The following is a 19,779-nucleotide window of genomic DNA, read 5'->3' on the forward strand; positions in this document are numbered from 1 at the left end:
CGGCGTCTACTCCAACGGTTCGGGGAGCGGGATCGGGAAATCCGCGGCATTTTACTGAAACTGACGCTATTGCACAATCACCGGCGGCACTGCGTCGCAGCATGGCGGGCCGGCGACCCGGTCAGCGGTTCAGCCGACGGACGCCTCCAGGGCCGCCGCGGCCTTCCGTGCGGCCGACAGCTCGGCGGCGACCCGTTCGCCGGCGGTGGCGGTCAGGGCGTCGAGGTCGCCGCTGCGGGCGGCGGCGACCAGATGATGCGCGGTGGCGGCCAGCCGGTCGAACCCGACATTGGCGGCGGAACCCTTCAGGATATGCGCCTCGCGTTCGATGCCGGCGCAGTCCCCGCGCGCGATGGCGGCACGCAGCAGATCGAGATGCTGCGGACTGTCGCTGAAGAAGGTTTCCAGCAGCAGCGCGAACCCGTCACCGCCCAGCGCGTCGCGCAGTTCATCGATCTTTTCCGCATTGACGGTGGCCGGCTCCGGTTCGGACGGCGGCTGTGGCGGGGCAGGGGCTTGCCCGCCGCCATCGGCGGTGTCGTCGGCCGCCGGAACGACGAAGCGGGCGATGGTGTCCAGCAGCTTGCGGGCATTGATCGGCTTGGACAGATAATCGTCCATGCCGGCTTCCAGGCAGATGGCGGCGTCGCCCTGCATGGCGTTGGCGGTCAGGGCCACCACCGGGATGCGCGCGGCGGGGCCGGACAGCCGGCGGATCCGCCGTGTCGCCGTCAGCCCGTCCATCACCGGCATCTGGACGTCCATCAGGACGAGGTCGTAGGGCCGGGACGTCACCGCCTCCACCGCCTCCTCGCCGTTCGACACCGCTTCCGCGCTGTGTCCGGCGCGGCGCAGCAGGGCCAGGGTCAGCTGTTGGTTGACCGGATTGTCCTCCGCCACCAGCACGCGGGCGCGCTGCTTCACCTCCGGCTGCTGGGCGGACGGGACATCGGTTTTGGCGACAGCCGCCATGTCGGCCGGCCCGCGGACGGGGAGCGACATGATTTTTGCGGCGGCCGTAGTGCTTGCCGGGAGGGGATGCGGCCCGGATGCAAGGCTATCCGCAGGCGGTTGCGGTTCCAGCAGCCGGGCGAGGCATTGGCAGAGAGTGCTGAAGCGGATCGGCTTGGGAAGGTGGGTATCGACCGGTGACCGGTCCGGCTCCTGCCCCTCCGACCTCTGCGACGAGGCGAGCGCCAGCCGGATGCCGGCCAGTTCGGGAATGGACCGGATGCGGCGGGCCAGCTCGGGACCGGTCAGGCCCGGCATGCGGTGATCGAGGATGGCGGCGTCGAAGGGCTTGCCGTTCCGGGCGGCGGCGATCAGGCGGTACAGGGCCTGCTCCCCGTTCTCCGCCGTTTCGGTCACGATGCCGAAACCGTCGATCTGCCGGGTCAGCAGGTCGCGGTTGACGGCGATGTCGTCGACCAGCAGCAGGCGGCGCCCGGCCCAATCGCCGGCCGGCGTCGGCGGATGGGCGCTGCCCGCGCCGCGCTTCAGCGGGATGGTCACCCAGAAGGTGCTGCCCGATCCCGGCTGGCTGTCCACGCCGATCCGGCCGCCCATCAGTTCCGTCAGCCGCTTGCAGATCGCCAGCCCCAGCCCGGTGCCGCCATGGCGGCGGGCGGGCGAGGAATCCACCTGCGTGAACATGGCGAACAGGCGTGGCCGCTCCTCCTCCGGAATGCCGATTCCGGTATCACGCACCTCGAACCGGACGCAGACGCCGTCGTCATCGGAACCGGCGGACGCAGGCTCCTCGCTCAGCAGGATGGTGACGCTGCCGGTATCGGTGAACTTCACGGCGTTGCCGGCAAGGTTCAGCAGGATCTGCCGCAGCCGTCCGGCGTCGCCCAGCAGCGGGCCGCGCAGGCCGGGCGGCACGTAGCTGGCCAGATCCAGCCCCTTGGCCGCGGCGCGCGGCGCCAGGATCTCCGCCACGCTTTCAACCATCGGCACAAGCTCGAACTCGCCGATCTCCAGGTCCAGCCGGCCGGCGTCGATCTTGGAGAAGTCGAGGATGTCGTTAATGATGACCAGCAGCGATTCCGCGGAATCGCGGATCGTCTCGGCATAGGTGCGCTGTTCGGCCTCCATCGGCGTGTCGAGCAGCAGCCCGGCCATGCCGATCACGCCGTTCATCGGCGTGCGGATCTCGTGACTCATGGTCGCGAGGAATTCCATCTTGATGCGCTGGCCGTCCTCCGCCCGCTCCTTGGCATCGCGCAGCGTATGCTCCAGCCGCTTTTCCTCGGTCAGGTCGCGCAGGATCGCGGCATAGAGCGGGCCGGCCCCGGTCCTGACCAGCGCCATGGAATAGGCCAGCGGGAAGCTCTCCGCCTCCCCGGTGCCGTCGGACGCCGACGGCCGCAGGGCGACGGTCTCGCCCCGCCCCGCACGACCCATGCCGCGGCGGCCCTGTGCGATTTCGTCCATCGCACGGACGGCATTGGTCCGCCTGTCCGGCGGCAGCAGATCCAGCACCGACCGTCCGACCAGCCCGCCCGGCGCGGCGCGGAAGATGGCGTGTGCGGCCGGATTGGCGGCCTCGATCACGCCGTCCGGCCTTGCGGTGACGATGCCCTCCGCGGCGGTGTCGACGATGGCGGTCAGACGGGCGTTGGTCTCTTCCAGTTCCTTGCCCTGCCGGCGCTGCGCCGCCAGTGAACGGGCAAGCATCAGCCCGAACAGGCCCAGCAGCAGGATCATCCCGCCGGACAGCAGGGTCGCCGTCCACAGATTGTCGCGCCACCCGGCCAGCACCGCGTCCTTGCGCACGCTGACCGTCAGGACCAGCGGCCAGACCGGCGTCGTCCGGTAGGCGACGATGCGCGTGTCGGGACCGGCGCCGACGTCCGTCCCGGAATGGCGGAACACGCCATATTCGGCCTGCGGCAGATGGCGCTGGAACAGTGGGGTCGCGGCGAAGGAACGGGCGACCTCCTCCCCGGCCTGCGGCTGGACGGTCAGCAGGGTGCCGTCATAGCGGTACAGCGCGATGCGGTCGCCCACGACGGAGACGTTGTCGGCGACGTGGCCGCCCTGGACCGCGCGGTACAGGCCCTGGAAATAGTCCGGATTGACGGTGGCGACGACCACCGCCTGCAGTGTGCCGTCGGCGTCGCGCAGGGCGCGGCTCATCGGCAATATCCAGCGTCCCGACCGCTCTCCCCCATCGGCGCGGTCGATCAGGCTGCGTCCCGGGCGCGGATCGCCGATCACCAGGCCGCTGCCCTGGCCGGCCGCCTGCAGGCGGAAGACGTCCAGCTCCGTCAGATAGAAGCCGGCGGGGCGCGTCCCCTCCGTGGTGGCGACGATGCGGCCGGTGCGGTCGAGCAGTGTCAGCCCGCGCAGGTGCGGCGAGCGGCGCAACCGGTCGGTCAGCATGGCGGTCGGGTCGGGGGCGGTCGCCCCATCCTGGCCGGTCCAGCTGGCATCGGACAGCGAATCGACGATGGAGGAGAGGGTCACGTCCACCGACTGAACCGTGCGGGTGGTCGATACCTCCAGCGCAGCGGCGAGGCTGGACAGGCTGGCCTCCGCCGAATCGAGTGCGGCCTGCCTTGCGGCGATCAGCTGCTGTCCCTGGTTTATCAGCAGGGCGAAGACCGCCAGAAGGGCGAAGGCGATGACGCCGCCCCGCTTTTCGAAGAGACCTTTCAGGTCCGCTTTGGCTGGGGGCAGGGACAGGGACAGGACTGCGTTCCGGACGGTCAGATGTGGTCGAGCGACCCGGCAGGTTTCGCGGATCCGACGCGCAACCGCCTCCGGATTGCAGTCGAATCAAGGCGCTGGACGTCGGCCGTGGTCGAAGTTTGCGTCCGGGATAATAGCAGGAACGGGTGGCGGAGGCCAAGCACTCGCTGCTGTCCATGCTCGTGTTATGCTAAGATATCAGCGGCGCTTCGCCGAGTTGTGTTTGGGGCGTGAAGAACTGGGGCGATTGGTTAACGAAAGGTGTGACATGGCGACGCGGGTCCTCTGGGCAATCGGCTTGGCAATTCTGTCGGTTTTATCGGTTTCCATCGCTGAACCGGCTATGGCAGCCGATGGGAAACTTCAGAAAATTGCAGAGCAGAAGCAACTTCGTGTCTGCTCCTGGCCCGATTACTATGCAATCTCGTTCCGTAATCCGCGCACCGGCGCGTTGGAGGGGTTGGATGCGGAACTGGCGCAGGCCTTCGCCGACGATCTGGGTGTGCGGCTGGCCGTGGTGGAGAGCAGCTTTCCCCGCTTCATCGACGATCTGCTGGCCGATCGCTGCGACATCGGCATGTTCGCCATTGGCGCCACCCCGGCGCGGGCGCAGCGCGTCGCCTTCAGCCAACCCTATCTGCGCAGCGGGATCTATGCGGTGACCACCCAAACGAACGACGGCATCCAGCGGTGGGAGGACCTCGACCGAGCCGGCAACGTCGTGGCGGTGCAGAAGGACACCTACATGGACGGCTATGCGCGATCGGCCATGAAAGCCGCGCGCATCGTCGCCGTCACCCGTCCGCAGGAGCGCGAGGAGGAGGTGCAGTCCGGCCGCGCCGACGCCTTCCTGACCGACTATCCCTATGGGCAGCGCATGCTGGCCTTCCACCCCTGGGCGCGGCTGATCGTGCCGGACGTGCCGGTACAGCCGACCCCCTATGCCTATGCGGTGGCGCCGGGCGATGCGGCGTGGCTGGAGCGGGTCAACGCCTTCGTCGCCGCGATCAAGACCGACGGCCGGCTGGAGACCGTCGCCGCCCGCTACAAGCTGACCCCCATCGTGGCGCGGGACTGAGCCGCGCGCCAAGAATGCGACCACGGGACAAATCCGTATTAGGATCGGTGGCGTCTTCCAGCAGTCAGCAGGGAAATCGTCGATGATCCTGATCGGACAGTATGACTCGCCCTTCGTGCGCCGTGTCGCCGTGGCCCTGCGCCTCTACGGCATGGCTTACGAGCACCGGCCCTGGTCGGTCTTTTCCGACGCGGCGGAGGTCGCGCGCTTCAACCCGCTGAAACGCGTGCCGACCCTGGTGCTGGACGATCTTATGCGGGAGGATGGCGAGGTGCTGATCGAAAGCGGCGCCATCCTCGATCATCTGGACGAGGTCGCCGGGCCGGACCGTGCGCTGATCGCCCGCCAGGGTGCGGACCGCCGCCGGGCGCTGAAGCTCTGCGCGCTTTCCACCGGCTTCGCCGACAAGGCGGTGAGCCTCGTCTATGAACGGGTGCTGCACAAGGAGCGGTCGGACCTGTGGGTGGAACGCTGCACCGGCCAGATTGGCGCGGTCCTGGATGTGCTGGAGGCCGATCGCGCCGCCGCGTCCGGCCCCTGGTGGTTCGGTGAGCGGATCAATCACGCCGACATCGCCGCCGCCTGCGCCCTGCGCTTCGTCGGCGAGGCCCATCCGCAGGTTTTCGACCGCTCCCGCTGGCCGGCGCTCGCCGCCCATTCCGACGCCTGCGAGGCGATGGCGGAGTTCCAGGCGGTGGTGCAGCCCTTTTCGGTGAGCGCCTGAAGCGGTGCCCCCTCCCGGTCCCTGCGTCGGCAGCGGACCGGAGGGGGACCCGTCGCTTCACCTTACCGGTGCCCGCTGATCTCTGCATGCAGCGGCTTGGTGTCCTCGAACGTCTTCTGCTGTTCGGGGGTGGCTTCCTTCTGGTGCTTCTGCTTCCATTCGGAATAGGGCATGCCATAGACGGCGATGCGGGCCTCCTCGTCGGATAGCTCGACACCGCGTTCCTTGGCCGCCGCCGCGTACCATTTGGACAGGCAGTTGCGGCAGAAGCCGGCGAGATTCATCAGGTCGATGTTCTGCACGTCGGTGCGCTTGCGCAGATGCTCGACCAGTCCGCGGAAGGCGGCGGCTTCCAGTTCGATGCGGGTCTGGTGGTCCAGATCGGCCATGGGGTCTCAACTCCTCCGGTGTTCTTGTTCGGTTAAGAGTGGGGTGGCCGGTGCAGCGTGACCATCCGGCCATAGGGATGAAAATCGCGCGATCCGCCACCGCCGGCGATGGTGCGCACCACCGCCTCGCGGTCGATGGCGACGAAACCGGCCAGCGAATGGACGCCATAGTCGAACAGGCGAGGGGTCAGCGGCGTGCCGGGGCCGATCATCGCCACCGTCGCGCCGGCCGAAACCCGCAATAGGCGGGGCAGGGTGCGGTTGGCGAAGGCGGACGCGGTGATGGCCACCGCCTCGGCCCCCGGCAGCAGCCAATCGCAGGCGGCCTCCGGATATTCGCCATCCTGGGGGTTTAGGTCGATGACCTTCGCGCGCGGCAGGCGGCGGGCAAGCTGGGGGAAGCCGCCGATCACCACCACCCGGCCCTCCACCGAGGCGAACAGGTCGAGCCCATTGCCGGGGACGCCGGTCACGTCCGGCCGGTTGTAATGCGCGTTCAGGGCGGCGACGCCGACCGCGATCTCCAGCGGATCCCAGGATTGGGCGGCCATCGCGGCGAGATCGCGCAAAGACCGGCCGGCCCAGCGTTGCGGATCGTCCTCGGCCGCCGGAGCCTGCCGGGCGGCGACGCCCAGGCCATCGGCGGTCTCCACCAGAACCCACTTGTCGCCGGTGACGACGCGGCGGACCTCGGCATCGGCGACGCCCTGGACGAGGTCCACATACATCCGCTGCGGCCCCCACCAGCGCCACAGCGCGTCCGGCACCGGCGACAGCAGGTCGCAGAATCCGCCGGTGGCGGTCTGCCATTCGTTGAGATAGCGGCTGCCGACGCTGGTCAGCAGGGGGATGCCCTCGGCGATGGCGGTCAGCATCTCGTCCGACAGGCCGTCGCCATGGGATTCCAAACCGGCGAACTTGTTGATCACCAGCAGGTCGACCCTTGACGCGACGGCGTTGCGGATCGCCTGGCTGGCCTCGGCCACGCCGGTCGGGTCGACACGGCAGGACTGCGATTCCCGGCCCAGCTTCTGGGTGATGTCATAGGCGCGGCCGGTGGCGACATCGACCAGTTCCATCCGCTCGGCGCAGTCGTCGCCCGGCCCGTGGTTGCGCTGCACCAATCCGCCGACGCGGAAGCCGCGCCGTTTCAGCTCCGCCGTGAACCCGTCCAGCAGCGCGTCGACGCCGTAGGAGCCGGGGCCATGGATGACGGCACCGGGGCGCAACGGCGGCAGGGAGGCGGGGGGAAGCGGCATCGGGATGGACCTTTCGCGGGACGGCGGGCGGGCGGCGACGGGCGCCTCAACCGCCCCGGCGGATGCGGTAGATGAAGACCGTCTTGTGGACCTCGTCCGGCTGGGTCTCGTGCGACAGCAGCGCGTTGTCGGTCGTGTTGCAGAAATGCTTGAAGTCGATGACGGAGGCCGGATCGGTCGCATAGACCACCAGTTCCTCCCCGGTCTCCATCCCGTTCAGCAGGGCGCGGGTGCGCAGGATGGGCAACGGGCAATGCAGCCCCTTCACGTCAAGCTCTCTTGCCGGCACCGTGCCCGCTCCACGTTGATTGAGGACGAAATCCTTACCAGACCAATGACTGTAACGGGTTCCCGCCCGCTTCTCCAGACCGGCGGCCGAAAGGTCGCATCCGGGATTTTCGTCAACCGGCGCTGTTGTACGGCGCAATCGACGAAACCTGAATGGAAGGATGGCGGTCATGGCGAAGCGTTCTATGGACGAGAAGGTGGTGGTCATCACCGGCGCCTCCAGCGGCATCGGGCGGGCGACCGCGCTGGAATTCGCCCGCCAGGGGGCGGCGGTAATCCTTGCCGCCCGGCGGATGGCGGCCCTGCACGAAGTGGCGGAGGAATGCGTCGAGGCCGGCGGCCGGGCCATGGTGGTGCCCACCGACGTGACCGACCAGCGCGCCATGCAGCATCTGGCCGACCGCGCCGTCCAGGCCTTCGGCGGTATCGACATCTGGGTGAACAATGCCGGCGTCATCGCCTTCGGCCGGTTCGAGGACATTCCCGACGAGGTGTTCGAGCAGGTGGTCCGCACCGACTTCTTCGGCATGGTCCATGGCTGCCGCGCTGTCCTGCCCCATTTCCTTGACCGTGGCGAAGGGATCATCATCAACACGGCGTCGATGGTGTCCAACATCGGCCAGCGCTACGCCACCCCCTACACCGCGGCGAAGTTCGCCGTGCGCGGCTTCTCCGAATCGCTGCGACAGGAACTGGTGGACGAGCCGGACATCCATGTCTGCATGGTCATGCCGGCCTCCATCGACACCCCGCTGTGGCAGCATGCCGCCAACTACACCGGCCGCGCCGTCAAGCCGCTGAACCCCATCCATCCGCCGGAGGAGGTCGCCGCCGCCATCCTGGCGCTGGCCCGCAACCCGCAGCGCGAGATGTTCGTCGGTGCCGAGGGGCGCCTCGCCGCCGTCGGCAACGCCATGGCGCCGCAGATGACCGAACGGGCGCTGGCCCACACCATCGAGCGCGACATGTTCCAGAACCGCTCGGCGCCGGCCACATCCGGCGGGGTGATGACCGCCATGCCGGAGTATCAGGGCGCGAGCGGCGGCTGGATGGAACGGCGGCCGGAGCACGGCCGGGGCAGGCAGGAGGGGCGGGAGCGGTCCTTCTCCTGGACCAACCTGACCCTGTTCCTGCTGCCGGTGGTGCTGGCAAGCCGTCCCTTGGGCAACGGCCGGACGCGCCACGTTTGGTGATCCTTCGGCAGCACGCTTGATCCGGCGGTCGGGAGCCGTTATACGCTCGCCCCTTTTCCGGTGCGGCGGGTGGCCGCACCGGTCATCCGGGCAGGAGGCGGGACATGACGGCGTGCGGGCTCGATTTCGGCACCTCGAACACGACGCTGGGCGTGCAGGACGCCGACGGCTTCCGGCTGCTGGCGCTGGACGGCACGCGCACGACGCTGCCGACCGCGGTGTTCTTCGATTTCGAGCATGACCGGACCACCATCGGGCAGGCCGCCATCGACGGCTACGTGTCGGGGGTGGAAGGGCGGCTGATGCGCTCGATCAAGTCGATGCTGGGTACCGACCTGATCGACGCGGACACCGCGCTGCGCAAGGGCCGCATCAGCTTCCGCGCGGTGATCGGCACCTTCCTCGATCTGGTGAAGAAGCGGGCGGAGGAGGCGAGGGGTGGCGAGCTGGGCGACGTGGTCGTCGGCCGCCCGGTCCATTTCGTCGACGGCGACCCGGCCGGTGACGCCGCGGCGGAGGAGACGCTGGGCCAGATCGCGCGGGCCGCCGGATTCCGCAACGTCTCCTTCCAGTTCGAACCCATCGCCGCCGCGCTCGATTACGAGCAGCAGGTGGCGGGGGAGGAACTGGCGCTGATCGCCGACATCGGCGGCGGCACCTCGGACTTTTCGGTTGTCCGGATCGGACCGGCGCGGCGCGGCAAGGCCGACCGGGCCGGCGACATTCTGGCGAATGACGGCATCCGCGTCGGCGGCACCGACTTCGACCGCGACCTCAGCCTCGCCACCGCCATGCCGGAGCTGGGGCTGGGCAGCGCTATGAAGCGCGCCGGGCTGCTGGCGCCGCGGAGCATCTATTTCGATCTGGCGACCTGGGCGAAGATCAACTTCCTCTACACCACCAAGGCGATGGCGGAGTTGGAGCGCCTGCAGCGCGATTCCGCCGAGCCCGAGAAGATCGAACGGCTGATCGGCATTGTCGAGCACCGCCAGGGCCACGCGCTCGCGATGGCGGTGGAGCGAACCAAGATCGCGCTGTCCGACCATGAGGCGGCGGAACTGGCGCTGGATTGGGGCGACGGTGAACTGGCGCTGGCGGTGGATCGGGTTGCGCTGAACCGCGCCACCGGGTCGCTGGCGGCCCGAATCGGCAGCCGCATCCGTGATTGTCTGACGGACGCCGGAGTGACCGCCGACCGCATCGACGCGGTGTTCCTGACCGGCGGCTCCACCCTGCTGCCCCAGGTCCGCGCCGCGATCCTGGCCGAGGCACCGGGCGCGCGGGTCGTGGAGGGCAACATTTTCGGTTCGGTCGGGCTAGGGCTGACGGTGGAGGCGTTGCGGCGGTACGGGTGAGGGTCGGTTTCCTTTGCCCCCTCCCTAACCCTCCCCCGCTCTCAGCGGACCTACGGTCCGCCTGCCGCGTCAGCACAAAGCATAGCTTTGTGCGAGAGCTTCGCGGGAGAGGGGACTGCCGCCGCTCTGGCGCTTAACCCCCCTCGCCCGCGTAAGCGGGGGAGGGTCGGGGAGGGGGCACCCATGCGAGCACCCCCACACAATCACTGCACCACGATGCGCGGCGCCGCACGGCCGCCGGTGCCGCCGCCGATCTTTTCCCACAGACGGGTCGCGATCCGGCGATAGGCCTGGGCGTGCTCGGAGTCCGGCTGCGACACCACGATCGGCTGGCCCTGGTCGGAGGTCTCGCGGATCGACAGGTGCAGCGGGATCTCGCCCAGGAACTCCATGCCGAGATCGTCGGCCTCCTTGCGGGCGCCGCCGTGGCTGAAGATGTCGGTGCGGTGGCCGCAATTGGGGCAGCAGAAATAGCTCATGTTCTCGATGATGCCCAACACGGGCACATCGACGCGGCGGAACATGTTCAGGCCCTTGCGGGCATCCAGCAGGGCGATGTCCTGCGGGGTGGAGACAATCACCGCACCGGCCAGCGGGACCTGCTGCGCCATGGTCAGCTGGGCATCGCCGGTGCCCGGCGGCATGTCCACGACCAGGATGTCCAGCGTGCCCCAATTCACGTCGCGCAGCATCTGCTGCAGCGCGCTCATCACCATCGGACCGCGCCAGATCATCGGCGTGTCCTCGGCAACCAGGAAGCCCATGGACATGACCTTGATGCCGTAATTCTCCATCGGCTCCAGGCGCTTGCCGTCGGGGCTGTTGGGGCGGCCGGAGATGCCCATCATGCGCGGCATCGACGGTCCGTAGATATCGGCGTCGAGCAGCCCGACCTTCAGCCCGTTGGCGGCCAGCGCCAGCGCCAAGTTGGCGGACGTGGTCGATTTGCCGACGCCACCCTTGCCGGACGCCACTGCGACGATCGCCTTCACACCGGGGACCAGCGGCTTCTGCGGATCACCCTGCGGCGCACCGCCATGCGAATGCCCATGCGAATGGCCATGCCCGGCATGCGAATGCCCCTGCTGGGATGCGGCCTGGGGCGCGGCGCGATGGGCGGTCAGCACCGCGGTGACCGACAGGACGCCGGGCAGGGCGTCGACCGCCTTCTCCGCCGCGTGGCGCAGGGGTTCGGCCTGGGCGCCGCGCTTGGGGTCGACTTCGATGGAAAAAGCGACATGGCCGTCGCGCACCACGAGGCCCGACAACATGCCCAAACTGACGATGTCGCCGCCCCGGTCCGGGTCGATGACGGTCTTCAGCGCCTGCATGACTTGAGCTTCGCTGATCTGCGCCATGGTTGAAAACTCCGCTGTCTTCCCGATATTGGCGGATATCCGTTGGTGGAATCCTTGCCGAAGGGTATGGGGGACTATAGGACCGACGGACGAGATCGGTAAAGGGATGCGCGGGGCTTAAGCCATTGCGCTTCCACATGATGGGACGAATCGCAGAGGGGGACACAGTCGGATGCCGTGGAACAATCAAGGTGGGGGCGGCGGTGGCGGTCCCTGGGGTCCCCCGCCGGGCAACAACGGCCCGGGCAACCCGTGGGGGCGTCCCCAGGGCGGGGGAAATGGCGGCGGTGGCGGTGGCCCGCAGCCTCCCGACCTTGAGGATCTCTTGCGCCGCAGCCAGGATCGCCTGCGCCGCGCCATGCCCGGCGGCTTCGGCAGCGGCCGCGGCATCGCGCTGGTCGCGGGCGTGCTCGGCCTGATCTGGCTTGCCAGCGGCATCTACCGCGTCGAGGCGGACGAGCAGGGCGTGGTCATGCGCTTTGGCCAATGGGTGCGCACGGAGCAGCCCGGCCTGCGCTATCGCCTGCCGTCGCCGATCGAGACGGTGCTGCTGCCCAAGGTGACGCGCGTGAACCGGATCGAAGTCGGTTACCGCTCCTCCGCTGGCGGCGGTCGCACCGACCGCGACGTCCCGGACGAGTCGCTGATGCTGACCGGCGACGAGAACATCGTCGACATCGACTTCACGGTGTTCTGGGTCATCAAGGACGCCGGCAACTTCCTGTTCAAGATTCGCGAACCGGAAGTGACGGTGAAGAAGGCCGCCGAAAGCGCCATGCGCGAGGTCATCGGCCGCACCGACCTGCAGCCGGCCCTGACCGAGGCCCGCCAGCAGATCGAAACCTCGACCCGCCAGCTTCTGCAGGCCATGCTGGACGAATACCAGTCGGGCATCGAGATCACCCAGGTCCAGTTGCAGAAGGCCGATCCGCCACAGCCGGTCATCGACGCCTTCAACGACGTGCAGCGCGCCCGCGCCGACCGCGAACGCGCCCGCAACGAGGCGGAAGCCTACCGCAACGACATCATCCCGCGCGCCCGCGGCGAGGCGGAGCGGCTGGTGCAGGAGGCCTCGGCCTATCGCGAGCAGGTGGTCAGCCTGGCACAGGGCGATGCCGAGCGCTTCCGCAAGGTGTACGAGGCCTATGCGCTGAACAAGGACGTCACCGCCAAGCGCATGTATCTGGAAACCATGGAGGAAATCCTCCGCGGCCGGAACAAGATCATCGTCGAAGGATCGGCGCAGAACGTCGTGCCCTATCTGCCGCTGAACCAACTGGCCCCCAACGCCACGTCGGTCCCGCAGCAGCAGGCGCCGCGCCAGGCTCCGGCCAATCCGGGCAGCAACCAGGGCGGCGCGCGGTCCGGCACGCAGACGCAGCCGCTGTCCTCGCTGTCCCAGAATCCGTCAATGTCCGGCCAGTGAGGAGGAACGCATCATGAAACGCACCCTCGCCGTCGCCGGCATCGCCATCGTTGCGCTCGGCATCGTCGCGTCCTCCGCCCTGTTCACCGTCAACGAGGCCCAGCAGGCGCTGGTCCTGCAGTTCGGCGAACCGCGTCGGGTGATCCAGGACCCGGGGCTCAAGTTCAAGATCCCCTTCATCCAGGAAGTCCGGCTGCTCGACCGCCGCGTGCTTGACCTCGACCCGCCGGTGGAGCAGGTCATTCTGGCCGACCAGAAGCGCCTGGACGTCGACGCCTTCGCCCGCTACCGCATCCACGATCCGCTGCGCTTCTACCAGACCGCCGGGACCGAGGCGGTGGCCGAAACGCGCCTGAACTCCATCGTCAACTCCGCGCTCCGTCGTGTGCTCGGCAACGTCACGGTGCTGGCCGTCCTGTCGGACGAACGCGCCCGGATCATGACCGACATCAAGGGGCAGGTGAACGACGAGGCCAAGCGCTTCGGCATCGAGATCGTCGACGTCCGCATCCGCCGCGCCGACCTGCCGGAAGAGACCAGCCAGTCGATCTTCGCCCGCATGCGTTCCGAACGCGAACGCGAAGCGTCGGAGGCCCGCGCCCAGGGTCAGGAACAGTCGCAGCAGATCAAGTCGCGCGCCGAACGCGAGCGCACGGTCATCATCGCGGAGGCCCAGCGCGACGCTCAGATCCTGCGCGGCGAAGGCGACAACACCGCGCTGAAGCTGATTGCCGAGGCGACGTCGCAGGACCCCGGCTTCTACGGCTTCTACCGGTCTCTCGAAGCCTACCGGAAGTCGCTGAACGGCAACGACACCACCATGGTGCTGTCGCCGAACGGGGAGTTCTTCCGCTACTTCGGCGGTCCCGGTCCGCAGGCGGGCGGCGGTCCGGCCGCGAATGCGGCTTCGGCTCCCGCTCCCGCGCCGGCGCAGTAAGGTCCCGTGATGCGGGATTGACGCGGTCTTGCGGCCGGGTCGGGTTCAACCCCGATCCGGCCGCAGGCATGTTCGGCATCCTGTTTCCACGGCAGGAGGTCCGCAGCATTGGTTCAATGGAAATCCGAAGGCTTAAGATTTCCACTGGTGCCGACTGGACCGGCACGCCATCTTGCGGCCATACTCGTGGCCCAACACATATATGGCCCAGAACCGGGCGGCCGCTCCCGCCCACGGAATCGGCCGGACGTCTGGTAGGGAGAGCACGTTGATTCGCATACCCAACTTCGAACCCGCCACGCGCGGCGCCGTGGCCGAAGCCCGGCCTCGCAAGGCGGGCGTCCGGCCGCTGGTCGCCGCCATCGTCTGGGGCATGACCTCGGTCATGGCCGGCGGTGCCGTCATCGGCGCGCTGGCCGGTGCCGCACCCGCCCAGGCCCAGGCGGCCCAAGCCCAGGCGGCAACGCCGCCCCGCAATGCGCCCGGCAGCTTCGCCGATCTGGCGGAAAAGCTGCTGCCGGCGGTCGTCAACATCTCCACCAGCCAGAACGCGCCGCAGCGCCCGCCGGGTCAGCGGCCGGAGATCCCGCAATTCCCGCCGGGTTCGCCCTTCGAGGATTTCTTCCGGGACTTCTTCGACCGCCAGCAGCAGCAGGACCAGCCGCAGCGCAAGGCGACCTCGCTGGGCTCCGGCTTCGTCATCGATGCCAAGAACGGCTATGTGGTCACCAACAACCACGTCGTTCAGGACGCCGACGAGATCACCGTCATCCTGCAGGACGATACCAACATCAAGGCGGAGCTGGTCGGCAAGGACAGCAAGACCGACCTCGCCCTGCTGAAGATCAAGACCAGCCACCCGCTGGTCGCCGTGCCCTTCGGCGACAGCGACGCCATGCGCGTCGGCGACTGGGTTCTGGCCATCGGCAACCCGTTCGGTCTGGGCGGGTCGGTCACCGCCGGCATCATCTCGGCGCGCCAGCGCAACATCGACGCCGGCCCGTATGACGATTTCCTGCAGACCGACGCCTCGATCAACCGCGGCAATTCCGGCGGCCCGATGTTCAACCTGAACGGCGAGGTCATCGGCATCAACACCGCCATCTTCTCGCCCTCGGGCGGGTCGGTCGGCATCGGCTTCGCCATCCCGTCCAACCTCGCCAAGCAGGTCGTGGCGCAGCTGAAGGAATACGGCAAGACCCGCCGCGGCTGGCTGGGTGTGCGCATCCAGGCGGTGACGCCGGAGATCGCCGAAAGCCTGGGCCTGCCCAACCACAAGGGTGCGCTGGTCGCCTCGGTCACGCCGGAGGGTCCCGCCGCCAAGGGCGGCATCCAGGCCGGCGACGTGGTGACCAAGTTCGATGGCAAGGAAATCGACGAGATGCGGCGCCTGCCGCGCGTCGTCGCCGAAACCAGCATCGACAAGGCCGTCCCGGTCGAAGTCTGGCGCAAGGGCAAGTCGCAGACCGTTCAGGTCAAGGTCGGCGAGCTGGAAGCCGCGGAAGAGCAGGGTCTGCTCGCTGCCGGTCCGGAAGACAAGCAGCAGCCGAAGGAAAAGGCCCCGGCCCAGAAGCCGACCGAGTCGCTCGGCATGAAGCTGACCGCCATCACGCCGGAGCTGCGCCAGCAGTATGAGATCAAGCCCGACATGAAGGGCGTGGTCATCACCGATGTGGCCGGCAACTCCACCGCGGCGGAAAAGGGCCTGCGCGCGGGCGACGTCATCATCGAGGTCGGCCAGGAAGAGGTCCGCAAGCCCGAGGACGTGACCGCCAAGGTCCAGAAGGCCAAGGAGCAGAACAAGAAGTCCGTCCTGCTTCTGGTCGACCGCAAGGGCGATCTGCGCTTCGTGGCGATCCCGCTCAGCTGACCGGCTGCGGCGAAGGAACAAGTGCGTCCAGAATGGGGCGTCGGCGGGAAACCGCCGGCGCCTTTTTTGTTGCGGCGGTGGGAAGAGGGGCGGGGAGGCGGCTGAGCCGCCTATGTCCGGTCCAGCAGCATCGCCAGGGCCACGGCGCCGGCCAGCAGTGCGCACAGGGTGCCGACGATGGCGAGGCTGCGCAGGAACTGGCGGAACTCGCCCTGCTTCCACGCACTGCGCCCCAGCAGCACCAGATAGCCCGCCATGGCGGCGACGATGATCTGCCAGCCCATCCCGTCCTCGTCCTGTACCCGCCGGGCGGCGGAAGCCGGCAGACATGCGCATGCACGGCCCGGACCGGTCAAGCGATACGACCATGGCCGCAGACGCAACTATATCGAAAGTGTACCCCCTCCATTCGGGTTATCTGTTGGCATCACCACGTCGGCGGCTGCCGATGCAACTTCGTGTGAGAAAATTGTGCCCTTCCTCGCTTAAGAGAGGCTGTCTTACGCAAATAAGTGGTGGTTAACAAAACAGTTAACGCCTTTGAGCGCGTCAATGTTCGCTACTGTGATATCTTTGGAACCGGCAATCTTGGAGAGGCTTTGCGCATATGCCCAATGCGTTCTTCTTTTAACTCTGGAGAGTGGTACCGTAGGGCACGACACGGGGGTAACCTCACCCTAAATAACGGCCTGCCGGAGCTATCGAGAGGTAATCGCTGAAACGCCAATGCGTCGCGACCCTTCTCTGTACAACGGCCTTCACCCTGGCCACCACGTCATGACGATGGACCAAATTGCGGGAGCGGACGATGGACTCAGTGCGCGCTTTTCTAGTCGACTCGAACAAGCTGTTTCGCGAGGGGTTGAAGCGCCTGCTCGATGATTCGCCCTTCCAGATCGTTGCCGAGGCGGGAAACCTGCGGGAGGCGCTGGGGTCGGTTGAAAGCGGCTTGCGGCCTCAGCTTGTCCTTCTGGACCTGCAGAATGGCGGCGACGAGGAAGCCGACGGGATGCGCCGCCTGCGCGCCCTGCTTCCGGAAACCCGCATGGTCATCCTGACCAGCGACCTGTGCACCCGCCGCCTCGCCAACGCGTTGGAGGCCGGTGCCGACGGCTACCTGATGAAGGACCTGTCTTCCGACGCGCTGGCCCAGTCGCTGAAGCTGGTGATGATGGGCGAGAAGGTATTCCCGACCCATCTGGCGGCTCTGCTGATCTCCGGCCGCGTCAATGGCAACGGCACCGAAATGCCGGTGTCGCGCAAGGGCCTGTCGCAGCGCGAGGTGCAGATCCTGCGCTGCCTGCTGAACGGCGACAGCAACAAGATGATCGCCAACCACCTGAACATCACGGAAGCCACCGTGAAGGTTCACCTGAAGAGCCTGCTGCGCAAGATCAACGCCTCCAACCGCACCCAGGCCGCCATCTGGGCGCTGAACAACGGCATCGGCGGTGAACTGGCCGGCGCCAACGTGGTCGCCGCGGCGGCGAACCAGTAAAGACACACCCGTCCATTGCCCCCATCCCCACCTTGCCTGTCCGCAGGGAAGGTGGGATGAGGCCGTCATTGCATGACATGAATTGCCCGCCTGAATGAAGGCGGGCTTTTTCATGGAATCACGTCATTGGATCATACCGGCAGTCGGATCACCGCGCGCAGGCCGCCATAGGGGCTGTCGTCCAGCGTGATGTCGCCGCCGTGGCCGCGCGCCACGTCCCGTGCGATGGTCAGCCCAAGGCCGGACCCGCCGGTGTCGAGATTGCGGCTGCTGTCGACACGGAAGAAGGGCTTGAACACGTCGTCGCGCAGATAGGCGGGGATGCCCGGGCCGTCATCGTCCACCGTGATCTCGATGATGCCGTCCTTCGGTTCGGCCTTGACCCAGGCGGTGCCGGCATGGCGGCCGGCATTGACCAGCAGGTTGGCGATGCAGCGGCGGACCGCATTCGGGCGCAGCGGCAGGATCAGCCCGTCCGGCGCGGTCAGCGTCACCTCGGTCCCGTCGCGCCGCGCGCCGGCGGCGACCTCGTTCAGCAGGCGGGTCAGGTCGGTCGGCTGCACCGCCTCCGTCCCCTCGCCGCGGGCAAAGGCGAGATAGCCTTCGATCATGGTCTCCATCTCGGCGACGTCGGCTTTCAGCTCCTCCACCTCCGGATCCAGATCGGGATCCTCGATCATGTCGAGCGCCAGCTTCATCCGGGTCAGCGGCGTGCGCAGATCGTGGCTGACGCCGGCCAGCATCTCGGTGCGCTGGTTGATCTGGCGCTGGATGCGTTCGCGCATCAACAGGAAGGCGGAGGCCGCCTGCCGCACCTCCGTCGCGCCCTCCATCTTGAAGTTGGAGACGTCGCGGCCCTTGCCGAGAGCGTCGGCGGCGATGGCCAGCCGCTTGATCGGCCGGATCTGGTTGCGCATGAACAGGATGGCGACGGCGAACAGCACGATGGCCGATCCGACCATCCACAGGATGAAGATATAGCTGGTCGGCGTGAACAGCCGGCGTTCCGGCGACATCACCGACAGCACGCCGTCGGCCATCTGCACCCGGATCTCGTACCATTCATGGGCGACGCGGGTGTTGATGGTGAAGGGGCGGCCGACCCGCTCGTCCAGCGCCTTGCCCAGCGTGCGTTCCAGCAGGCCGCTCAGCTCCCGGCGCTTGTCCGGCAGAATCTGGTCCGGCTCCACCGTGACGATCAGGTCCGTCGTGCGGGCGGCGGTGGCCAGCGTCCAGTCGCGGCCGTCCTGCGACGGGTCTCGCTCCAGCATGGCGATGACGGTGGCGATATCGCCGGCAACCGCATAGGCCAGCCGGTTGGTCACCGTGTCCCAATGGCGGTCGTAGAAGATCCAGGTCGCAACCGCCTGGGCCAGGATCACCGGCGTGACGATGATCAGCAGCGACCGGCCGAACAGGGTGCGCGGCAGGAAGCGCTTCAGAAACGGCGTGCGACGCCGCCGTTCGGCGCGCCGCGCCGCCGCCCGGCCGGCCGCTGCGCCGTCGGCGCCGGCCCCTCCATTGTCGGCCCGTCCGCTGCCGGCCGCCGTCACGGATCGGGCCTCAGCACATAGCCCTCGCCACGGACGGTGTGGAGATAGCGCGGCTCGCGCGGGTCGGCCTCGATCTTCCGGCGCAGGCGGGTCACCTGGACATCGACGGTGCGGGCGTTGCCGGCGACCTTGCTTCGCTCCGTCAGTTCATCGCGGGTGAAGGTCACGCCGGGGGAGGCGGCGAGGATGCGCAGCAGGCTGGCCTCCGCCGTGGTCAGGCGGATCACCTCGTCGCCGTGGCGCAGCTCGTCGCGGTCGGGCAGATAGATGAGAGGTCCGAGCCGCACCGGCGCCGCGGGCGGGGCTGCCGGTTCCGGCGGGCGTGTCGCCTGCCGGCGCAGGATGGAGTTGATGCGCAACAGCAGTTCGCGCGGATTGAAGGGCTTTGCGAGATAATCGTCGGCCCCGGCCTCCAATCCGGCGATGCGGTCGTCCGGCTCGTCGCGGGCGGTCAGCAGCAGGATCGGCAGGTCGCGCTCGCGCCGCAGTGATTCGGTCAGCGACAGCCCCGACTCGCCCGGCATCATGATGTCGAGCACCAGCAGGTCGAAGGCGAGCCCGCCCAGCTGCGCCCGCGCGTCGGCGGCGTCCCGGGCCGTGCTGACCAGAAAGCCGTTTCCGGCGAGATACTTGCGCAGAAGTTCGCGCAGGCGGGTGTCGTCGTCGACGACCAGGATATGGGGCTGATCTTCGGTCATGACGGGACTATAACGCGGCTCCCCGCAATCGACATAGAGGCGCCATGCGGGACATACCTTGGGTATGCATGGCGGGCAGGCGTGTAAGCGTTTGGCCGTTTCGGCCTCGAACCGTGTTATCCTCCATATGTCCTCTACGAGGGCCGAGAGACACGAGGAGCGATCACGATGGCCGACCACCACAGGTCCAACGATCCCAAGGACCTGGACGCCCAAGACCTCGCCGACATGACCCGCGCCTTCCTCGCGAAGGGGGGGAACATCGTCCAATGCCCGCCGGGTGCCTCCGAAAATGTGGTTTATCGCAAGGGCGGCTTCCGCCGCCGCAATCCCAATGAGGCAAAGGCGGCCGCCGAAAAGCCGGCTGACGGTGCAACCCAGGGCGCAACCGAAGACAAGCCGGCGGAAAGCCAATCCGCAGCGCCGGTGGAGACTACCGAATCGAAAGCCGGCTGAT

The 19,779-nt window shown here is 67.9% G+C and carries 17 protein-coding genes; 9 read left to right on the plus strand and 8 right to left on the minus strand.

Features of this window, described 5'->3' with window-relative positions; translation table 11 throughout:
• Positions 1-129: 129 nt before the first annotated feature.
• Positions 130-3,477: a response regulator gene (locus tag ACCD06_RS09330; RefSeq protein WP_413340235.1), complete on the minus strand. Its 3,348-nt coding sequence runs from the start codon at positions 3,475-3,477 to the stop codon at positions 130-132.
• A gap of 562 nt (positions 3,478-4,039) precedes the next feature.
• On the opposite strand from ACCD06_RS09330, the gene ACCD06_RS09335 reads away from it, so the two are divergent.
• Positions 4,040-4,774: a substrate-binding periplasmic protein gene (locus ACCD06_RS09335; protein ID WP_413340237.1), complete on the plus strand. Its 735-nt coding sequence runs from the start codon at positions 4,040-4,042 to the stop codon at positions 4,772-4,774.
• An 82-nt stretch (positions 4,775-4,856) separates the two neighbouring features.
• Positions 4,857-5,498 (plus strand): glutathione S-transferase family protein, encoded by a 642-nt coding sequence (locus ACCD06_RS09340; protein ID WP_109074755.1) that lies wholly within the window; start codon positions 4,857-4,859, stop codon positions 5,496-5,498.
• A gap of 62 nt (positions 5,499-5,560) precedes the next feature.
• Here ACCD06_RS09340 and ACCD06_RS09345 read toward each other — a convergent pair whose 3' ends face one another.
• From ACCD06_RS09345 to ACCD06_RS09355, 3 genes are read right to left on the minus strand one after another with little or no spacing between them, the layout of a single operon-like run.
• Positions 5,561-5,887, minus strand: a complete 327-nt coding sequence (locus ACCD06_RS09345) for a DUF1244 domain-containing protein (protein WP_136705550.1) — start codon at positions 5,885-5,887, stop codon at positions 5,561-5,563.
• Positions 5,888-5,919: 32 nt separating this feature from the next.
• Positions 5,920-7,146, minus strand: coding sequence for a DUF2478 domain-containing protein (locus ACCD06_RS09350; protein WP_413340239.1), 1,227 nt, complete (start codon positions 7,144-7,146; stop codon positions 5,920-5,922).
• Positions 7,147-7,192: 46 nt separating this feature from the next.
• Positions 7,193-7,435: a sulfurtransferase TusA family protein gene (locus ACCD06_RS09355; RefSeq protein ID WP_413340241.1), complete on the minus strand. Its 243-nt coding sequence runs from the start codon at positions 7,433-7,435 to the stop codon at positions 7,193-7,195.
• Between the two features lie 169 nt (positions 7,436-7,604).
• Here ACCD06_RS09355 and ACCD06_RS09360 point away from each other — a divergent pair, with 169 nt between their 5' ends.
• Positions 7,605-8,627 (plus strand): SDR family oxidoreductase, encoded by a 1,023-nt coding sequence (locus ACCD06_RS09360; protein WP_413340243.1) that lies wholly within the window; start codon positions 7,605-7,607, stop codon positions 8,625-8,627.
• 104 nt (positions 8,628-8,731) lie between these two features.
• Positions 8,732-9,982, plus strand: a complete 1,251-nt coding sequence (locus ACCD06_RS09365; RefSeq protein ID WP_413340245.1) for an Hsp70 family protein — start codon at positions 8,732-8,734, stop codon at positions 9,980-9,982.
• A gap of 203 nt (positions 9,983-10,185) precedes the next feature.
• On the opposite strand, the gene apbC is transcribed toward ACCD06_RS09365, so the two are convergent.
• Positions 10,186-11,340 (minus strand): iron-sulfur cluster carrier protein ApbC, encoded by a 1,155-nt coding sequence (apbC, locus tag ACCD06_RS09370; RefSeq protein WP_413340247.1) that lies wholly within the window; start codon positions 11,338-11,340, stop codon positions 10,186-10,188.
• 172 nt (positions 11,341-11,512) lie between these two features.
• Between apbC and hflK the strand changes: the two genes are divergently transcribed.
• The 3 genes from hflK (at position 11,513) to ACCD06_RS09385 (ending at position 15,573) form a co-directional block, all read left to right on the plus strand.
• Complete coding sequence (hflK, locus tag ACCD06_RS09375; protein ID WP_413340249.1) at positions 11,513-12,766, plus strand: FtsH protease activity modulator HflK; 1,254 nt, start codon at positions 11,513-11,515, stop codon at positions 12,764-12,766.
• 13 nt (positions 12,767-12,779) lie between these two features.
• Positions 12,780-13,703 carry a protease modulator HflC gene (gene hflC / locus ACCD06_RS09380; protein ID WP_413340251.1) on the plus strand — a complete coding sequence of 308 codons (924 nt, stop codon included), beginning with the start codon at positions 12,780-12,782 and terminating at the stop codon, positions 13,701-13,703.
• Positions 13,704-14,076: 373 nt separating this feature from the next.
• Complete coding sequence (locus ACCD06_RS09385) at positions 14,077-15,573, plus strand: DegQ family serine endoprotease (RefSeq protein WP_371307832.1); 1,497 nt, start codon at positions 14,077-14,079, stop codon at positions 15,571-15,573.
• Between the two features lie 110 nt (positions 15,574-15,683).
• On the opposite strand, the gene ACCD06_RS09390 is transcribed toward ACCD06_RS09385, so the two are convergent.
• A complete protein-coding gene (locus ACCD06_RS09390) occupies positions 15,684-15,857 on the minus strand; it encodes a hypothetical protein (protein ID WP_169055058.1) in 174 nt (57 codons plus the stop codon).
• A gap of 524 nt (positions 15,858-16,381) precedes the next feature.
• On the opposite strand from ACCD06_RS09390, the gene ACCD06_RS09395 reads away from it, so the two are divergent.
• Positions 16,382-17,071: a LuxR C-terminal-related transcriptional regulator gene (locus ACCD06_RS09395; RefSeq protein ID WP_109074762.1), complete on the plus strand. Its 690-nt coding sequence runs from the start codon at positions 16,382-16,384 to the stop codon at positions 17,069-17,071.
• Positions 17,072-17,202: 131 nt separating this feature from the next.
• On the opposite strand, the gene ACCD06_RS09400 is transcribed toward ACCD06_RS09395, so the two are convergent.
• A complete protein-coding gene (locus ACCD06_RS09400) occupies positions 17,203-18,624 on the minus strand; it encodes an ATP-binding protein (RefSeq protein WP_413340253.1) in 1,422 nt (473 codons plus the stop codon).
• Positions 18,621-19,322, minus strand: coding sequence for a response regulator (locus ACCD06_RS09405; RefSeq protein ID WP_136705556.1), 702 nt, complete (start codon positions 19,320-19,322; stop codon positions 18,621-18,623). Before ACCD06_RS09405 ends, ACCD06_RS09400 begins: the two co-directional genes overlap by 4 nt.
• Before the next feature lie 168 nt (positions 19,323-19,490).
• Between ACCD06_RS09405 and ACCD06_RS09410 the strand changes: the two genes are divergently transcribed.
• Positions 19,491-19,778 (plus strand): hypothetical protein, encoded by a 288-nt coding sequence (locus tag ACCD06_RS09410; protein ID WP_413340255.1) that lies wholly within the window; start codon positions 19,491-19,493, stop codon positions 19,776-19,778.
• Position 19,779 lies beyond the last annotated feature (1 nt).

The sequence above is a fragment of the Azospirillum sp. CT11-132 genome, assembly GCF_047302835.1.
In the GTDB taxonomy this organism is placed as follows: domain Bacteria; phylum Pseudomonadota; class Alphaproteobacteria; order Azospirillales; family Azospirillaceae; genus Azospirillum.

What these genes read in the sequence shown, in the direction of transcription:
- ACCD06_RS09390 (WP_169055058.1), bottom strand. Translation starts at nt 15,857, where the DNA reads ATGGGCTGGCAGATCATCGTCGCCGCCATGGCGGGCTATCTGGTGCTG.
- ACCD06_RS09340 (WP_109074755.1), top strand. Translation starts at nt 4,857, where the DNA reads ATGATCCTGATCGGACAGTATGACTCGCCCTTCGTGCGCCGTGTCGCC.
- ACCD06_RS09385 (WP_371307832.1), top strand. Translation starts at nt 14,077, where the DNA reads ATGACCTCGGTCATGGCCGGCGGTGCCGTCATCGGCGCGCTGGCCGGT.
- hflK (WP_413340249.1), top strand. Translation starts at nt 11,513, where the DNA reads ATGCCGTGGAACAATCAAGGTGGGGGCGGCGGTGGCGGTCCCTGGGGT.
- apbC (WP_413340247.1), bottom strand. Translation starts at nt 11,340, where the DNA reads ATGGCGCAGATCAGCGAAGCTCAAGTCATGCAGGCGCTGAAGACCGTC.
- ACCD06_RS09365 (WP_413340245.1), top strand. Translation starts at nt 8,732, where the DNA reads ATGACGGCGTGCGGGCTCGATTTCGGCACCTCGAACACGACGCTGGGC.
- ACCD06_RS09335 (WP_413340237.1), top strand. Translation starts at nt 4,040, where the DNA reads ATGGCAGCCGATGGGAAACTTCAGAAAATTGCAGAGCAGAAGCAACTT.
- ACCD06_RS09350 (WP_413340239.1), bottom strand. Translation starts at nt 7,146, where the DNA reads ATGCCGCTTCCCCCCGCCTCCCTGCCGCCGTTGCGCCCCGGTGCCGTC.
- ACCD06_RS09360 (WP_413340243.1), top strand. Translation starts at nt 7,605, where the DNA reads ATGGCGAAGCGTTCTATGGACGAGAAGGTGGTGGTCATCACCGGCGCC.
- ACCD06_RS09395 (WP_109074762.1), top strand. Translation starts at nt 16,382, where the DNA reads ATGGACTCAGTGCGCGCTTTTCTAGTCGACTCGAACAAGCTGTTTCGC.
- ACCD06_RS09410 (WP_413340255.1), top strand. Translation starts at nt 19,491, where the DNA reads ATGGCCGACCACCACAGGTCCAACGATCCCAAGGACCTGGACGCCCAA.
- ACCD06_RS09405 (WP_136705556.1), bottom strand. Translation starts at nt 19,322, where the DNA reads ATGACCGAAGATCAGCCCCATATCCTGGTCGTCGACGACGACACCCGC.
- hflC (WP_413340251.1), top strand. Translation starts at nt 12,780, where the DNA reads ATGAAACGCACCCTCGCCGTCGCCGGCATCGCCATCGTTGCGCTCGGC.
- ACCD06_RS09345 (WP_136705550.1), bottom strand. Translation starts at nt 5,887, where the DNA reads ATGGCCGATCTGGACCACCAGACCCGCATCGAACTGGAAGCCGCCGCC.